Here is a 14,555-nt window from a genome sequence, read left to right as displayed (position 1 = left end):
TCCGCGCGTACTCGACATCCGTCAGCTCAAACCGCCCACTCACGACAGACGTGGATAGCCGAACCTGCACTCAAGATCCAGGAGACACGCCCTAGCCCTCCCGCGCCCACGGCCGCAGCTTCTCCGGGTTGCGGACCGCCCAGATCCGGGTGACGCGCCCGTCGGCGACGTCGAACGAGGCGACGGTCACGACGACGCCGGCATGCTGGGCCACCAGGCCCGGCACACCGTTGACCGACCGCTCCAGGAGTTCGAGCCCCGGAGCCTTGTCGGCAATGGCGACCAGGTACTGGGCGATGCGCGCGCCACCCTCGACCGGGCGCAGGACGGTGCCGACCATGCCGCCGCCGTCGGCGGTCATCACGGCAGCCGGGTTGAGGAGACCGACGAGGGCTGCGACGTCCTTGGCCTCCCATGCTTTTTTGACGTGCCTCACCACGTCGGCCTGGCCGGTCGCCGTCACCCGACCGCGCGCGACGCTCACCCGCCGCCGGGCGGAGGCCGCCAGCTGCTTGCAGGCCGCAGGGGTCCGGTCAAGAACGTCGGCGATCTCGGCGAACGGGTACCGGAAGACCTCGTGCAGGACGAACGCCACCCGCTCGGCGGGCGTCATCGACTCCAGGACGACGAGGAAGGCCATGGCCACCGACTCGTCCAGAACGATCTGGTCGGCGGGGTCTGCACGGCCGGTGGGGTCGGCGCCGCCTGCGTGGTCCCACTCGGTGCGGTCGGGCAGCGGCTCGGGCAGCCACGCGCCGACATAGCGTTCACGGCGGGCCCGCGCCGAGCCGAGCAGGTCCAGGCAGATGCGGCTGGTCACCGTCGTCAGCCAGGCGCCCGGGGACAGGATCTCCTCCTGCCGGCTTCGCGGCAGCCCGTACCAGCGTGCGTAGGCATCCTGTACGGCGTCCTCGGCCTCGGTCACCGAACCGAGCAACCGGTAGGCGACATTGATCAGTTGACGCCGCTCGCCGACGATCTCGTCTGCGCTGGTCGCGACAGTCCCCATGCTTCCGGCCGCCCCCTCGCCTTACCTTTTGCAGGCCCGCGTCGTCGGACTGGTGAGACCTTATCGACCTACTGCCCGAGGGCGGAAAAGGGGACTGTGACATGGCCACTCAGGTGACGGCGAACGCACAACGCGGTTCCTCGTTCCTGCAGATCGCGATCGCCCTGCAGACCCTGACCATCTTCCTTCAGGCGGTCTCCGCCGGACTGCTGCTGACCTCTTCCTACGGAGAGACGCTGCACAGTGTCGGAGCCCGTGTGATGTACGGGGCGTCGATGCTGTACGTGCTCGCGGCGGTGCTGGCGTGGAAGCCGGGCGGCAGTTCCCCCCGGCCTGTCTGGCACGCGTCAGGATTCCTCGTACTCGCCTCGGTCCAGGTCGTGCTGGGCATCGCGCACGTCCCGTCGGTCCATCTCCCCCTGGGTGTGGTGATGTTCGGTCTGAGTGTGCTGGCGCTGGCCCGGCGCTGAGGTCCGATACGGGCCTTAACAAGGAACGCGTTGACCAGCGCGGTCTCTCAGGCCCCGGTGCCGGGTAAAGGCGGCAGTTCGACGGCTCCCCCGGCCCGACCTGTCACCGACCGCCGGGTGCCCGCCCCAGGGCCCGCGCCGCATTGTCGGTGGCCACCTGCCGGGCGTAGTCAGCGCCCCGGTGTGCCACCGTGGCGGATGGAGCGTCGGTGCCCATCGGGAACGGCCAGTCGCTGCCGAGCACCAGCCGGTCCGCGCCGAAGACCGACACCGCCAGGTCGACCACCTGCGGATCGTGGGCCAGATTGTCGACGTAGAGGGCGCGCACCGCCTCGGCCGGGGTGGGCGACAGCACGGGTACGCCCGGTCGGGTGGTGGTGTGACCGCGCTCCCAGCGCCCGACCACCGCCGGCACGCAGCCGCCACAGTGCACCAGCACGAACCGGATTCCCGGGTGCCCGCCGAGCACCCCACCGAAGACGAGCTGGGCCACTGCCACCGTCGTCTCGACCGGGTTGCCCAGCAGGTTGGCCAGGTAGTAGGGCTCCAGGCGGGGGTCCGCCGAGTGCGCGGGGTGCAGTTGCACGGTGCGCCGGTCCGCGTCGAGACGCTGCCACAGGGGGTGCAGCGGCGGACCGTCGAGCGGCCCGGCGTCTCCACCGGCGGCGCCCACCACCCCGGCCCAGCGGTCGTCGGTGGCGATCCGGTCGTACTCGGCGAGGGCCACTTCGGGATGTTCGAACGGCAGGTACGCCAGCGGGGTGAGCCGGGGCCGGTCGGCGACCACGGCGAGCAGGCCGTCGTTGACCGCACGGACCCACGCCGCCGCCTCCGGTCCGGACAGCCGCTGGCGGTAGAAGGGCGGCGGCACGCTGACGATCGCCTCGTCCAGCCCTGCCTGGTCCAGGTGGTTCTCGAGCCGGTCCGGGTGGTACAGGTCGGGCGGGCCGACCCGTTTGCCGCCGAGAACGGCGGCGCCGTCACCGTCGACCGCCACCCCTGGCAGGTCGGCCGGGCGCAGGTCGGGGGCGAGGTGGGCGTGCATGTCGATGCCAGGCAACGGGGCTTCCTAACGGTTGGCCCGACCGGCGGTCACGACGGGACGCGCCGACGGTACGGGATGGTGGCTGGCGTGGCCGCTGACTCGGCGGCGGACAGTCCGTCGGGGCGGAGGTGCCCCGACGGTTGGAGGGCGGCGCCACTACCGGCTGACGCGGTGGCGCCGGCGGTCAGCTTCCGGTACGCGCGTGTCCCGGCGCCCGGGCGGCGGGCACTGCTGCGGCGTCGGTGTTCATCTTGCCGATCACCCGGTCGGCCGCGTTCTGGATGTGGATCTGCACGGCGGTCACCGCCGCCGCCACGTCCCCCGCGACGCACGCGTCGAGGATGGCCCGGTGCTCGCGGACCCGCTCCTCGTTCTGCCCCGTCGGGGTGACCGTTGCGAACCGGTACCGCTCGCTGTTCTCCCAGACCGGCTCCAGACCGCGCAGCAGCCAACGCGATCCGGCCGCCCGGTAGATGGTGAAGTGGAACTCGGTGTGTGCGCGGCGGGCAGCGGTGGCGTCGCCGCGCGCGGACGCGGCGAGGTGCTCGTCGAGTGCCGCCTCGGCACGCCGGGCGTCCTGGGCGGTGAACCGGGTCGCCGCCCGTTCGATCAGTGCCGTCTCCATGGCGATCCGGGTCTCATGGGTGTCGACCGCGTCCTCGACGGTCAGCGGCATGACCCAGGCGCCCTTGTGCTGGACCACCTCGACCAGGCCGAGCGCGGCCAACCGTCGGATCGACTCGCGGACCGGGCTCATGCTCATGCCGAGCAGGTCGGCCATCTCGTTGAGCCGTAGTGGGGTGCCGGCCGGCAGCCGGCCGGTGAGGATCGCCTCGTGCAGGACCGCGGTCGCCGAGTCGGCGAGGGTGCGGTGCTGTCCGTCGGCTCCACCGGCACCGGCCCGACCGTCGTCGTTGGCGTCGCTCAGGACGGGTCGACGATGCGTTGTTGCCACGGTTTGCCTCCGGATAGCGCCGCTGGTGGATGCCGTGCTCGTCCCGTTCGCGCGGGACATGATCCATGTTCATGGGGTGCTCGGGTGATCCCACCAACGCATCAGGGCCCTGGAAATGGTACCAATTTCGTCGCTGTGGAACGGTGTGGGTCGGCGCCGCGCTGCGCCGACCCGCACCCGTCGCGGGGTCAGTGCAGCTTCGTCAGTCGCACCCGGTTGCGCAGCTCACCGAGTGCTTCCACCCGGGTCACCACCAGGTCCCCGTCGTTCAGGAACACCTGTGGGTCACGGGCGTTTCCGATGCCGCTCGGCGTACCGGTGAGCACCACGTCGCCGGCCCGCAGGGTCATCCCCCAACTCAGTTCCGCGATGATGCGGGCGAATGGGAAGGCCATCTGCCCGGTCGACGCGTCCTGGAGCAGCACGCCGTTCACCTCGCACTGGATGCGCAGGTTCGCCGGGTCCGGCACCTCGTCCACGGTCGTCAGCCACGGCCCGAGCGGCATGGTGGCGTCGATGCTCTTGCCCTTGAGCCACTGGCCGCCGTGTGCGCGTTGCAGGTCGCGCTGCGACACGTCGTTGGCCACGCAGAACGCCGCCACGTACGACAGCGCGTCCGCCTCGCTCACCGAACGGCAGTCCGCACCGATGACCAGCGCCACCTCCGCCTCGTAGTCCCACTTGGCGGAGAGTTGCGGGTCGTAGGCGATGTCGTCGTACGGGCCGACGACCGTGTCCGGGCCCTTGGTGAAGAAGGTCGGGTGCTTGGGCCGTTCCGCGGGGTCCTGCCCTTCCCGTTTGCCGCGCGACTCCTCGAAGTGGTCCCAGTAGTTCCAGCCGGTGCAGAGGATGTCCCGGTTGAACCGGCGCAGCGGCGCGTCGAGCCGGACCTCGGCCAACGGCACGGTGGTGACCTGCCGCGCGGCGGCGCGGACGGCCTCCAGCGCGTCCGCGCCACCACGAATCGCCTCGTCGAGTTCGCCCAGCTCGGCGGGGAGCACGGCGACGGTGTCGCCGTCGACCACCCCGATCCGCCGGCTGGTCTCGGTGAGAACGCTGGCGAGCTTCATCAGGCGTCCTGCTCGTCGTCGATCACGCCGATCGCGTTGATCTCGATCAGGTAGTCCTTGTTCACGAACTTGGAGACCTCCACCATCGTCGAGGCCGGCGGCTCACCGGTGAAGTACTGCCGGCGCACCTCGTGGATGGCGTGGAAGTCCTCCATGTTGCGGACGTAGACATCCACTCGCACGATGTCCTCCAGCGACCCGCCGGCAGCCGTCATCGCGGCGCGCAGGTTCTGGCAGACCTGGTGCGTCTGGGCGGCGATGTCGCCGACGCCGGTGACCCCGCCCTCGCGGTTGCGGGCGGTCATGCCGGACACGAACACCATCCGGCCCCGCGCCCTGATCTGGGTGGCCTGGGCGAAGTGGCCGTTCGGGGCGGCCAGCTCGGGGGAAACAATCTGCTGCTTGGGCATCGTTATCTTCTCTTCTTCGAGGTGGAGCTAGCGGGCGTCCGCCGGGTCGGTGTACCACTCCGGCTGGGTCGGGTAGTGCGGCCCGTCGTAGATCTCCAGCAGGACGCTCTCTTCTTCGGCGAGCGTGGGCCCGTGCAGGCTGCCCTTGGGGTTCCAGTAGAAGGAGCCCGGGGTGAGGGTGAGCCCGGTGGGCACGTAGGTGTACCGGCCGCTGAGGCAGAACATGAACTGGTTGGACGCGTGTGAGTGGCGCAGCGGGATGCCGGCGCCCTTGCGGAACCGGACCAGCGAGATGGACGCCTCGGTCTCCTCGTTGCGCCACAGCGCCTTGTGGGAGAGGCCAGCCAGCGTCTTGTCCGCCCAGTCCAGCTCGTCGGTCTGGAGCAGGATCTCGCGGAAGCGGGCCAGCACCAGACCGTCCGGGCCGGGTACCAGTTCCTCCCGGGACCGGTCGGCCGCCTCGCCGCCGTAGTTCGACGGTTCGGAGAGGTTGTTGGCCCACTCCTGCGGGTCGACGCCGGCCGGCACCGGCGGGGCCGGTACGAGCGGCTGGTCGCTCATCGCTCGCCCTGACCGGACACGAGGTTCTCCCCCAGGCACTTCAGCTCGACGAGCCGGCTGCGGTACCGGGTGGTGCCGTTGTTGGTGAGCATGTGGATCTCCCCCGGCTCGCGGTAGACCACCCCGCCGATGTCCTCGTGCACCAGGCGGGGGTCGCCACCGGCGAGCGCGTCGATCCGGTTGTCGGCGGCTTCCAGCGCGATCACCAGGTACGGGTTGAGGTGGTGGTGCCAGGGCTGCTGCTCGCCGGGCGCCAGGCTGATCTCCCAGACCCGCACCTGGTCGTTCTCGAAGACCACCTGCTGGCCGACGGCACCGAGCTCGACCTGGGTTCCGTCCGGGGCGGTCGCGTGACCGTAGTTACTCATTGTCATCCCTTTCGCAGACGAGGGTGTTGTCGGACCGGGTCACGGGCGGTGGGCAGCCGGTGATCCGGGCGTAGAGCTGGGCGGCCGTGTCGATGCCGGAGACGGGGTCGAACGGGACGATCGCCGCCACGTGCCCGTCCGGGCGGACCAGCACCAGTGTGTCGTTGTCGACCCCGAAGCGGCGCCGCACCCGGTCTCCCGGGTCGAACAGCGCCCGGTCCCGCAGCCCGGAGTCGTGCGGCGCGTCCCACCGGCTCACCACGTAGTGCCGCAGCGCGGGCGACTCCTGGGGCGGCAGTGCCGGGACCCGGCGCGGGTCGGTGAAGTAGAGCGCCACGAAGGCGTCGGCGGCCAGGTCGTGCAGGTGCACCGTGCCGGACTGCCCGAACAGCGGCAGGTCGGGGCTGCGCGCCCCGGCCAGCACCGGCAGCGGCTCGTCACCGGCGGCGACCATCGACCAGTCGCCCGTGCCGCTCACGTCGAGGCGTACGCCGAGCATGGCGCGGGTGAACGCGTTGCCCCAGTTGCCGGCGGTCATCACCCCCGGGTCGTCCGCGCGGCGGGCCATGTAGGCCCGCGCCGCCGCGGCCATCGCCGCGGAGCCCTTGGTGGCGACCGGTTCCTGCTCGACCTGGTAACCGTCGAGCAGGCTCGGCTCGGCCCAGCCGCGCAGCACCCAGGCCATCCGCCAGGGCAGGTTGGAGGCGTCCAGGACACCGGTGTTCAGGCCCAGCGCCCACATCGGGGTGATCAGGTGCGCGGCGTCGCCGAGCAGGAAGACCCGCCCGTCCTGCCACCGGTCGGCCACCCGCTGGTGCACGTTGTAGATGTTGGTGCCGACGATCTCCAGGGTCTTGGTGTCCCCGATGAACCGGCGTGCCTTGTCGGCCAGTTCCTCCCGGTCCGGCTCGGCCTGCCCGGCCGGCAGCGGGTAGAGGAAACGCCAGCAGTGCGGCTGGCGGACCAGGATCATCCACTCCTGGGGATCACCGAAGTAGGCCAGGTACGGGTAGTCGCGCGGGTTCTCCACGTCCAGGTCGACCTTCAGGTCGACCAGCATGTAACGCTCCTGGTACGTCTCGCCCTCGACCCGCGCGCCGATCTGGTCCCGGACGGCGGACCGACCGCCGTCGCAGCCCAGCAGGTACCGCACCGGAACCGTCCGCTCCCCCTCGGCGGTGCGCAGCCGCAGGTCCACCCGGTCCGGGTGCTGGACGAAGTCGAGCAGCCGGTGTCCCATGTGCAGCGCGCCGGGGGCGGTGGCGTCGAGCCGCTGCCGCAGGATCGGCTCCAGCTCGTGCTGCGGGATGTTGATGACGAACGGGAAGCGTGTGTCCTCGGTGAGGTCCCCGGTCCGGACGCTGAGGGTCTGGGTGTTCGTGGCCCGGTCCAGCTCGCCGATCTCGTCGATGCGCAGCGACCCGGCCAGCACGTCGTTCAGGGCGCCGTACCGGTGCAGCACCTCCAGGGTGCGGGTGAGGACGGTGCCGGCCTTGGTGTCCAGCGACAGCCGCTCGTCCTCCTCGAAGATGACCACCGGCACGCCGTAGTGGGCCAGGCCCAGCGCGGTGACCAGGCCGACCGGCCCGGCGCCCACGATGCCCACCGGCAACTGCTCGGTCGTGCTGCTCATTGTGCTTCGCTCCTCGGGTACGCCCGGTCACGGGTGAGGGTGGATCCGGTCATGGTCGCGGCGGGCGAGAGCAGGAACATCAGCGGGCCGACCACGTCGGCCGGTGTGCCGATGCCGGTGGCCCGCGCCCAGTGCTCCCGTTCACCACCGGTCGGGTTGGCCTGCTGGAACTGCGGGGTGTCCACCACTCCGGGGAAGACGGTGTTCACCCGGATCCGGTGCTCGGCGACCTCGGCGGCGAGCGACTTGGCGAAGGCGATCAACGCACCCTTGCTCGCCGCGTAGGCCGACGCCTGCGCCCGGCCGGCGGTGGCCAGGCCCGAGGCGAAGACCAGGATCGCGCCCGAGCGGCGGGCGATCATGTCCGGCAGGACCGCCTGCGCGCACCAGACCACCCCGTCGAGGTTCACCGCCAGCGTGCGGCGCCACTGCTCGGGGTCCATGTCGACCACGTCGCACCGCGGCTGCACCGCCGCTCCGGCCACCAGGGCGTCGATCCGCCCGTGCTCGGCGAGCACCCGGGTGACCGCGGCGTGCACCGCGTCCCGGTCGGACACGTCCACCCGGTGCTCGTGCACCCGCCCGCTGGGGTGCGGCTGGCCCGAAGCCACGTCGAACACGACGGCCGTGCCCCCCGCGTCCGCGTACGCGTGGGCGAGGGCGGCGCCGATCCCGTTGGCGCCGCCGGTGACCACGAGCACCTCGCCGGTGGCGTCGAAACTGGCCTGCATGACTTCCTTCCTCCTTCGTCGACCGGGGTCAGCCGGCGCTGGCCGGTGACGGGAGCGGCACGCCCAGCCCGGCGGCGACCTCCGCCAGTCCGGCGAAGACCGACGGCTGGAGCGCGACGCCGTCGCGCGATGCCCGGTCGTACCGGCCGGCTTCGATGTCACCGGGCAGGTGGACCTGCTCCGTGCCGGGCGCCAGCGCGGAGCCGAGCACCTGGTCGGCCAGGTCGTCGACCCGGCGGGCGATCTCCTCCGCGTCCTCGGCGAACGCCTCGGCGTCCAGGGCGAGGAAGAAGTGCGCGCAGTCGTTGGGCACCGAGACGTCGGCGTAGAGGCCCTGGACGCCCCGGCCGTACGCCCCGCCGGACAGCACCCCGGTCAGTACGTCGATCATGAGCGCGAGACCGTATCCCTTGTGGGCGCCGGACGGCAACAACAGTCCCTTGAGCGCGGCGGCCGGATCGGTGGTGGGCCGCCCCTGCGCGTCGGTCGCCCAGCTCGCGGGGATCTCGCGGCCCTCACCGGCAGCAAGCCGGATCTTGCCGAGCGCGGCCTCGGAGAGCGCCACGTCGAGGATCACCGGCTTGCCGCCCGCGCGGGGTACGCCCACCGCGAGCGGGTTGTTGCCGACCACCGCCGAGGCGCCACCCGGGGCGGGCATCAGCGGGCGGGTGTTGGCCGCCGCGATGCCGACGCAGCCGCTGTTCGCGGCGAGGTCCACGTAGCGGAACGCCCCGCCGAAGTGGAACGCCCGGCGGACGGTGACCACGCCGACGCCGTACGTCTGCGCCTTCGTCACCGCCAGCCGCATCGCCTGGTCACCGGTGAGCTGCCCCAGCGCGTGGCCGGCGTCGAGCACCGCGATGGCGCCCTTGTCCCGGACCACCTCGGCCCGCTCGGCCCGGCTGACCGAGCCGGCCCTGATCCGGTCCACGTACATCGGCAGCAGCATCACCCCGTGCGAGGGGATTCCCCGCATGTCGGCGTCCACGAGGGAGCCGGCGACCAGGCCGGCCGCCTGCTCGGAGAAGCCCAGTGCGCCGAAGACCGAGGCGACAGCGTCGGTGAGCCACCGGACCGGGACCGTCGGCGGGAAGTCCGGCGCGCTCATGACCGGTCCGCCCACGGTACGAAGAACCGCTCGACTGCGGCGAGCAGGTAGAACAGCACGACACTCAGCACCCCGAGCAGGATCATCGCGGCGAAGGCCAACGCGGTGTCGGCGCTGGCGCCGGAGGCGACGATCGCGTAGCCCAGCCCCTCGGTGGCACCGACGAACTCGGCGATCACCGCGCCGATGACGGCGAGGGTGATGGCGAGCTTGAGACCGACGAAGAGCTGCGGGACGGCGGCCGGCATCCGGATCATGCGGAACGTCTGCCACCAGTTGGTCTTCAGCGACCGGCCCAGCTCCACCAGGTCGGCCGGGGTGGAACTGAGGCCGGCGGCGGTGGAGATGACGATCGGGAAGAAGCAGACCAGGAAGACCAGGAAGACCTTGGGGAACTGGCCGAAGCCCATCCACACCACCAGCAGCGGCGCGACGGCCACCTTCGGTACGGCGTTGAGCATCAGCAGCAGCGGGTAGACGGTCCGTTCCAGCATCCGCGAGGCGGTGACGATCAGCGCCAGCGGCACCCCGACCGCGATGGCCAGCAGGAAGCCCAGCAGCGTCTCCCAGAGGGTGACCAGGGTGTTGTCCCACAGGTAGGCGGACTCCTCGACCATGGTCTGCGCCACCTGCACCGGGGACGGCAGGATGAAGCTCTCCACCTCGAAGACGACCGTGATCGCCCACCACAGGGCGGTGGCGCCCACGACGCCGAGCACGGGCGGGAGTTGCTGCGCCCAGCGGCCTGCGGCGCGTGGCTTGTCGCGGCCGGTACGGCGGGTTTCGGTGACCGTCACCGTGCCACCTCCTCGGGGGTCATGAGCAGGTCGTGCAGCTGGGCGCGCAGCACGCCGAGTTCGGCCGAGTGGCCGTCGCGTCCCAGCGAACGCGGGCGGGCGATGTCGATCCCCACGATCTGCCGCAGCCGGCCCGGTCGCGGGCTGAGTACGACGACCCGGTCGGCAAGCAGCACGGCCTCGTCGACCGAGTGCGTCACGAAGAGCACCGTCGAGGCGTGCTTCATCTGGAGGCGCTGGAGTTCGACCGTGAGGTCGGCGCGGGTGAGCGCGTCGAGCGCGGAGAACGGCTCGTCCATCAGCAGCACCCGCGGCTGCTGGATGAGGGCCCGGCACAGCGAGACCCGCTGCTGCATGCCGCCGGAGAGTTCGTGCGGCAGGCGCTTCTCGAAGCCGTTCAGCCCGACCAGGTCGAGCAGTTCGTGTGCGCGTGCCCGGGCGTCCCGGCGGTCCTGCTTGAACACCTCGGTCGGCAGAAGCACGTTGTCGATGACCGACCGCCACGGCAGCAGGGCCGGGCGCTGGAACATGAAGCCGATGTCCCGCCGTGGCCCCCGGATCGGGGTGCCGGCGACGGTTATCTCGCCCGAGGTGGCCGCCTGGAGGCCCGCCACCAGCCGCAGCAGGCTGGACTTACCGCACCCGGACCGCCCGACGATCGCCACGAACTCGCCGTCGGCGACCTCCAGCGACACATCACGCAGGGCCTCCACGTCACCGGCCCGGGTGCGGTAGATCTGCGAAACGTTACGAATTCCGATCATGGTTCGCCCCTCGCGGTGCGCGCCGCAACCAGCCGCGCGCACCGCCGTCGAAGAGGAAGTTATGACTTTGCGATGTCGTAGACGCCGATGTCTTCGGCGTTCGGCGTCGACTTGAGGGTGCCGGTGCCGGCGAGGAGCTTGATCATCGCCTCCACCCGCTCCCGCGTCAGCTTTCCGGCCGGCCCGCCGTCACCCAGGACGTACGGCCGCATCTCGGTGAGTTCGGCGGCGGCGACCTTCTCGTCGGCCGTCCGGTCGTGCTTCTTGAGCAACTGGGCGGCTTCCTCGGGGTGCTCCACCGCGTAGAGCAGGCCCTTGACCAGCGCTGCCGTGAACTTCTCGACCTCCGCGCGGTTGCTTTCCAGCTTCGCGGCGGAGACCAGCAGGCCGTTGCCGTACAGGTCGGGAAGCTTGTCCGCGTACGGCAGCATGGTGACGGTCTTGCCACCGGCCGCCTTCTCCAGCAGCGGCTTGCCGGCGGCGAACTGGCCGATCGCGTCCACGGAGCCGGCGGCGAGCAACTGCGGGAGCGACTGCGGCGAGGACGGGACGAACTTCACCGACTTCGGGTCGATGCCGGCCGCCTTGGCGTACGCCGGGAAAATGATCATGTTGGTGGAGCCGGAGCTGTCCGCGATGCTGGCGCCGGGCAGCTTCTCCGGCGAGTCGATCGCCTTGTCCAGCGAGGCGATGCCGGCCATCGACCGCTGGTGGATGGCGGCCACCACGCGCACCGGCATCTTCTCGTTGGCCAGCGTGGTGATGACCCCGGAGAGGTCGCCCGGGCCGTAGTCGGCCTGCCCCGACCCGATCAGCTTCATGACATCGACGGTGCCGGTGCCGGGCTTGATGGTGACGTTGAGCCCGGCCTCCTTGAAGTAGCCCTTCTCCAGGGCGACGTATGCGTACGCGTCCCGACCGAACGTCCCGAAGGAGGTCAGGTAGGTGACGGAAGCGGCATCGGGGGAATCGGCCTTCTCCGAATCACCACAGCCGGCGATGGTGAGTGTGAGAGCCGCTGCGGCGACGGCCGCGACGAGACGGGTGCGAGCTGACATGAGACCTCCTGCATCGGCGGGATTTATCAAATGTCAAACTTCCCGACTCGTCAAGACCTCGTTTTGGCAACACCGCCCCCTCCGGCGGTCCCGACCCGGCGACCGCACCCCCGCCCAGGCCCATTGACCTGGCAGTACGCCCCGCCGACCGCCAGCGGCGACCACAGTCGACACTGCAAGGTCGCGTTACGCGCCGACAGCGTGCACGTCGCCGCTCGGCTCGGCTCGGCTGTACGATGCCGGTACCCGGGCCGCTCGAAGGCCTCGATGTGGGACATCGTCAGCGCGGCGCCCTCGTCGGCGATGGCACTGGTCGGTTTCGGCCTGGACTCGTTCATCGAGGTGTCCAGCGCGGCCGTGCTTATCTGGCAGTGTCGCTGCTGGCTGCCGTGAAACCGCTGACCGCCGTGCTGGTGCTGCCGCCGGGCACCGCGGTCGCGGCCAGCGCCGCAGGTGCCCTGCTCCACGCCAGGCAACCGCTGCTGGTTGCCGCAGCTCCTCCCGGACGGGCGCCTCGCGGCAAAGGCGTACGGCCGACCGACTGGCGGCGGCCGAGGCACCTATGCCTCGTTCCCCGTGCCCGACAGGCCCGAGCTGGTGGCCCTGGTCGACAAGGCTGCCAACCAGGCCAGCGCGCTGTGGGCCGCTCACCGCGGTCTCAGCTGAAGGGCCGACTGCTGTGACGCGGGCGGCGCATCGACTCACCAATCTCGTAGACGCACCGGCCGCGGCGGACGCGGGCTGAACCGCGCCGAGCACGCTCCCTCAGCCGCGGAGCCGTGCGCCTAACCTTGGTGCGTAGTCCGAGAACGGGAAGGATCAGGGCGGGCGAAAGCTTCCGTCGCCGCCCCATCCGCGACGTGGCGGCCACAAGGGCGTGTCCTGTCGATCTTGGTAGCCGTTGGGCAGGCCATGTGGGTAGGGTGCTCGCCATGATCGAGGACGCTGCATGCCGTTGACCAACCCGTGGCTGACCGGGCCCACGCCGGCGAGGCGGCTCGATCGTGAACGGCTTGAAGAGCGCATTCTCAACCTACTGTCGTCGCAGAACATGTGCGTGCTCGCGACCACGGGTCCGGACGGGCCGCTGGCCACCCCGGTGCGGTACTACCCGCTCGGCTTCGCGGTGCTCTTCACCGCCGCGCCGCGTTCGCCGAAGATGCGCAACATCGCTACCGATCCGCGCGTGTCCGTCGGGATCTTCGCGCCGCTGGTCGGGCTGGCCAGCAGTCGCGGGGCTCAACTGTTCGGAACTGCCAGGGTGCTTGATCCGGGGCATCCGGACCGTGCGCACTATTGGGAGGCGTTCCGATGGGAGAACGAGCACGCCGAGCGAGGGCGACCCCTGTCCGAGCCGCCCGAGGACACACTCGTGGTCGTTGAGGCAGAGCGGGTTGTCTATACCGAGCACTGGCTGCGACGTGAAGGGTTCGCACCCCGGCAATTCTGGCGTCGCTGAAGATGCCTCTTCAGGCCGAAAAATCACGCAAGCCAAATGATGGCGGCGATGAGGACAAGGCTGGCCTGGTAGAGGGATGCCCGTTTGGCGTAGCGGGTGGCCAGGTCACGCCACTGCTTGAGCCGGTTAATGCAGCGCTCCACGACGTTGCGCTTGCGGTAGACCTCCTTGTCGAAGTCCGGTGGCCGTCCGCCGGCGCTGCCCTTGGCGGACCGGCAGGCGACCTGGTCGGAGCGTTCCGGGATGACGTGCCGGATCCCGCGCGATCGCAGGGTTCGGCAGGTGGAGTCGTGGGCGTAGCCCCTGTCCGCGACCAGCACGTCGGGGCGTTTGCGGGGCCGTCCGGGTCCGGGTTCGTTGACGCGGATCGCGTCCAGCAGCGCGAGGAGTTGGGGGTTGTCGCCGGCCTGGCCGGGGGTGAGCAGGATCGACAACGGCCGGCCGCGCCCGTCGACCGCCAGGTGGATCTTCGTACTCTCAGTCCGCCTCGGGACCGGCCGATCGCCTCGCCATCCTGCGCACCAGGCGTCGCCGGACAGGTTGGGGAGCCCCTTCTTACGGGCGCCAGCGGCATGCTGATGCGCCCGCACGATCGACGAGTCGATGCTGATCGTCCATTGCACCGGTGTGCCGTCGTCATAACCTGCGCCGCGGCCAGGATCCGATCCCACGTCCCGTCCGCGGTCCACCGGCGCAGTCGTTCGTGGCAGGTCTTCCAAGGCCCGAACCGTTCCGGCAGGTCACGCCACGGCGCACCCGTGCGCAGTTTCCACCAAGATCCCGTTGATGACCTGCCGGTAATCCCGCCACCGCCCCCGAGCACCACCCGGCTCGGGAAGCAGCGGCGCGATCACCGCCCACGCCTCATCGGTCAGTTCGCCACGACGTACCACCGGCGCATCGTCAACGATCAACCACTACAAGATCGGCAGGACACGCCCAAGGCTCACCAACTTGATTAGGGATCTTGGGTGATTCTAGATTGATGGTGTGGGATTTCTTCGATTCGCGGAGTCCGCGAAGGGACTGTACAAATAACGGCTGATCGACCGATCAAGGGAGAGACGCCAGATGACGACCGAGATCACCTCGGGGCAGGACCCGGCCGCAGGGTCGG

At 70.6% G+C, this 14,555-nt stretch carries 18 protein-coding genes; 3 read left to right on the top strand and 15 right to left on the bottom strand.

Annotation, left to right across the window (positions count from 1 at the left end; genetic code table 11):
* Positions 1-91 precede the first annotated feature (91 nt).
* Positions 92-1,009: an RNA polymerase sigma factor SigJ gene (gene sigJ, locus ABT006_RS34380; RefSeq protein WP_350712646.1), complete on the bottom strand. Its 918-nt coding sequence runs from the start codon at positions 1,007-1,009 to the stop codon at positions 92-94.
* A 101-nt stretch (positions 1,010-1,110) separates the two neighbouring features.
* On the opposite strand from sigJ, the gene ABT006_RS34375 reads away from it, so the two are divergent.
* Positions 1,111-1,479: a hypothetical protein gene (locus ABT006_RS34375; protein ID WP_350712645.1), complete on the top strand. Its 369-nt coding sequence runs from the start codon at positions 1,111-1,113 to the stop codon at positions 1,477-1,479.
* 103 nt (positions 1,480-1,582) lie between these two features.
* Here the strand turns inward: ABT006_RS34375 and ABT006_RS34370 are convergent, their stop codons facing one another.
* The 12 genes from ABT006_RS34370 to ABT006_RS34315 form a co-directional block, all read right to left on the bottom strand.
* Positions 1,583-2,539, bottom strand: a complete 957-nt coding sequence (locus tag ABT006_RS34370; RefSeq protein WP_350712644.1) for an amidohydrolase family protein — start codon at positions 2,537-2,539, stop codon at positions 1,583-1,585.
* A 169-nt stretch (positions 2,540-2,708) separates the two neighbouring features.
* Positions 2,709-3,479, bottom strand: a complete 771-nt coding sequence (locus ABT006_RS34365) for a GntR family transcriptional regulator (RefSeq protein WP_350712643.1) — start codon at positions 3,477-3,479, stop codon at positions 2,709-2,711.
* Positions 3,480-3,667: 188 nt separating this feature from the next.
* Positions 3,668-4,549 (bottom strand): fumarylacetoacetate hydrolase family protein, encoded by an 882-nt coding sequence (locus ABT006_RS34360; protein WP_350712642.1) that lies wholly within the window; start codon positions 4,547-4,549, stop codon positions 3,668-3,670.
* Complete coding sequence (locus tag ABT006_RS34355; protein WP_350712641.1) at positions 4,549-4,959, bottom strand: RidA family protein; 411 nt, start codon at positions 4,957-4,959, stop codon at positions 4,549-4,551. Before ABT006_RS34355 ends, ABT006_RS34360 begins: the two co-directional genes overlap by 1 nt.
* A 27-nt stretch (positions 4,960-4,986) precedes the next feature.
* Complete coding sequence (locus ABT006_RS34350; RefSeq protein WP_350712640.1) at positions 4,987-5,520, bottom strand: cupin domain-containing protein; 534 nt, start codon at positions 5,518-5,520, stop codon at positions 4,987-4,989.
* Positions 5,517-5,888 carry a cupin domain-containing protein gene (locus ABT006_RS34345; protein WP_350712639.1) on the bottom strand — a complete coding sequence of 124 codons (372 nt, stop codon included), beginning with the start codon at positions 5,886-5,888 and terminating at the stop codon, positions 5,517-5,519. The genes ABT006_RS34350 and ABT006_RS34345 overlap by 4 nt, the downstream gene beginning before the upstream one ends.
* On the bottom strand, positions 5,881-7,521 hold the full coding sequence (locus tag ABT006_RS34340; protein ID WP_350712638.1) for an FAD-dependent monooxygenase: 1,641 nt from the start codon (positions 7,519-7,521) through the stop codon (positions 5,881-5,883). The genes ABT006_RS34345 and ABT006_RS34340 overlap by 8 nt, the downstream gene beginning before the upstream one ends.
* A complete protein-coding gene (locus tag ABT006_RS34335) occupies positions 7,518-8,252 on the bottom strand; it encodes an SDR family NAD(P)-dependent oxidoreductase (protein WP_350712637.1) in 735 nt (244 codons plus the stop codon). The genes ABT006_RS34340 and ABT006_RS34335 overlap by 4 nt, the downstream gene beginning before the upstream one ends.
* Before the next feature lie 28 nt (positions 8,253-8,280).
* Positions 8,281-9,360: an Ldh family oxidoreductase gene (locus ABT006_RS34330; RefSeq protein WP_350712636.1), complete on the bottom strand. Its 1,080-nt coding sequence runs from the start codon at positions 9,358-9,360 to the stop codon at positions 8,281-8,283.
* Positions 9,357-10,157 (bottom strand): ABC transporter permease, encoded by an 801-nt coding sequence (locus ABT006_RS34325; RefSeq protein WP_350712635.1) that lies wholly within the window; start codon positions 10,155-10,157, stop codon positions 9,357-9,359. Before ABT006_RS34325 ends, ABT006_RS34330 begins: the two co-directional genes overlap by 4 nt.
* Positions 10,154-10,921 (bottom strand): ABC transporter ATP-binding protein, encoded by a 768-nt coding sequence (locus ABT006_RS34320; RefSeq protein WP_350712634.1) that lies wholly within the window; start codon positions 10,919-10,921, stop codon positions 10,154-10,156. Before ABT006_RS34320 ends, ABT006_RS34325 begins: the two co-directional genes overlap by 4 nt.
* Before the next feature lie 59 nt (positions 10,922-10,980).
* Entirely contained in the window at positions 10,981-11,979 is a 999-nt protein-coding gene (locus tag ABT006_RS34315; RefSeq protein ID WP_350712633.1) for an ABC transporter substrate-binding protein, read from the bottom strand.
* Positions 11,980-12,246: 267 nt separating this feature from the next.
* Between ABT006_RS34315 and ABT006_RS34310 the strand changes: the two genes are divergently transcribed.
* Positions 12,247-12,372, top strand: coding sequence for a hypothetical protein (locus tag ABT006_RS34310; RefSeq protein ID WP_350712647.1), 126 nt, complete (start codon positions 12,247-12,249; stop codon positions 12,370-12,372).
* Between the two features lie 556 nt (positions 12,373-12,928).
* Positions 12,929-13,438: a pyridoxamine 5'-phosphate oxidase family protein gene (locus ABT006_RS34305; protein ID WP_350712632.1), complete on the top strand. Its 510-nt coding sequence runs from the start codon at positions 12,929-12,931 to the stop codon at positions 13,436-13,438.
* 23 nt (positions 13,439-13,461) lie between these two features.
* On the opposite strand, the gene ABT006_RS34300 is transcribed toward ABT006_RS34305, so the two are convergent.
* Together ABT006_RS34300 and ABT006_RS35215 are read right to left on the bottom strand one after the other, a co-directional pair.
* Entirely contained in the window at positions 13,462-14,148 is a 687-nt protein-coding gene (locus tag ABT006_RS34300) for an IS5 family transposase (protein ID WP_502891059.1), read from the bottom strand.
* Positions 14,149-14,178: 30 nt separating this feature from the next.
* Positions 14,179-14,352, bottom strand: coding sequence for a transposase (locus ABT006_RS35215; protein WP_502891058.1), 174 nt, complete (start codon positions 14,350-14,352; stop codon positions 14,179-14,181).
* Positions 14,353-14,555 lie beyond the last annotated feature (203 nt).

This window comes from Micromonospora sp. NPDC002717, assembly GCF_040295705.1.
In the GTDB taxonomy this organism is placed as follows: domain Bacteria; phylum Actinomycetota; class Actinomycetes; order Mycobacteriales; family Micromonosporaceae; genus Micromonospora.
Note: the sequence above shows the minus strand (reverse complement) of the source record. Positions and strands in the feature narration are given on the sequence as shown.

Coding starts and splice junctions, on each gene's coding strand:
- ABT006_RS34360 (WP_350712642.1), bottom strand. CDS start 4,549: ATGAAGCTCGCCAGCGTTCTCACCGAGACCAGCCGGCGGATCGGGGTG.
- ABT006_RS34315 (WP_350712633.1), bottom strand. CDS start 11,979: ATGTCAGCTCGCACCCGTCTCGTCGCGGCCGTCGCCGCAGCGGCTCTC.
- ABT006_RS34350 (WP_350712640.1), bottom strand. CDS start 5,520: ATGAGCGACCAGCCGCTCGTACCGGCCCCGCCGGTGCCGGCCGGCGTC.
- ABT006_RS34335 (WP_350712637.1), bottom strand. CDS start 8,252: ATGCAGGCCAGTTTCGACGCCACCGGCGAGGTGCTCGTGGTCACCGGC.
- ABT006_RS34340 (WP_350712638.1), bottom strand. CDS start 7,521: ATGAGCAGCACGACCGAGCAGTTGCCGGTGGGCATCGTGGGCGCCGGG.
- ABT006_RS34375 (WP_350712645.1), top strand. CDS start 1,111: ATGGCCACTCAGGTGACGGCGAACGCACAACGCGGTTCCTCGTTCCTG.
- ABT006_RS34345 (WP_350712639.1), bottom strand. CDS start 5,888: ATGAGTAACTACGGTCACGCGACCGCCCCGGACGGAACCCAGGTCGAG.
- ABT006_RS34305 (WP_350712632.1), top strand. CDS start 12,929: ATGCCGTTGACCAACCCGTGGCTGACCGGGCCCACGCCGGCGAGGCGG.
- ABT006_RS34355 (WP_350712641.1), bottom strand. CDS start 4,959: ATGCCCAAGCAGCAGATTGTTTCCCCCGAGCTGGCCGCCCCGAACGGC.
- sigJ (WP_350712646.1), bottom strand. CDS start 1,009: ATGGGGACTGTCGCGACCAGCGCAGACGAGATCGTCGGCGAGCGGCGT.
- ABT006_RS34320 (WP_350712634.1), bottom strand. CDS start 10,921: ATGATCGGAATTCGTAACGTTTCGCAGATCTACCGCACCCGGGCCGGT.
- ABT006_RS34310 (WP_350712647.1), top strand. CDS start 12,247: ATGTGGGACATCGTCAGCGCGGCGCCCTCGTCGGCGATGGCACTGGTC.
- ABT006_RS34330 (WP_350712636.1), bottom strand. CDS start 9,360: ATGAGCGCGCCGGACTTCCCGCCGACGGTCCCGGTCCGGTGGCTCACC.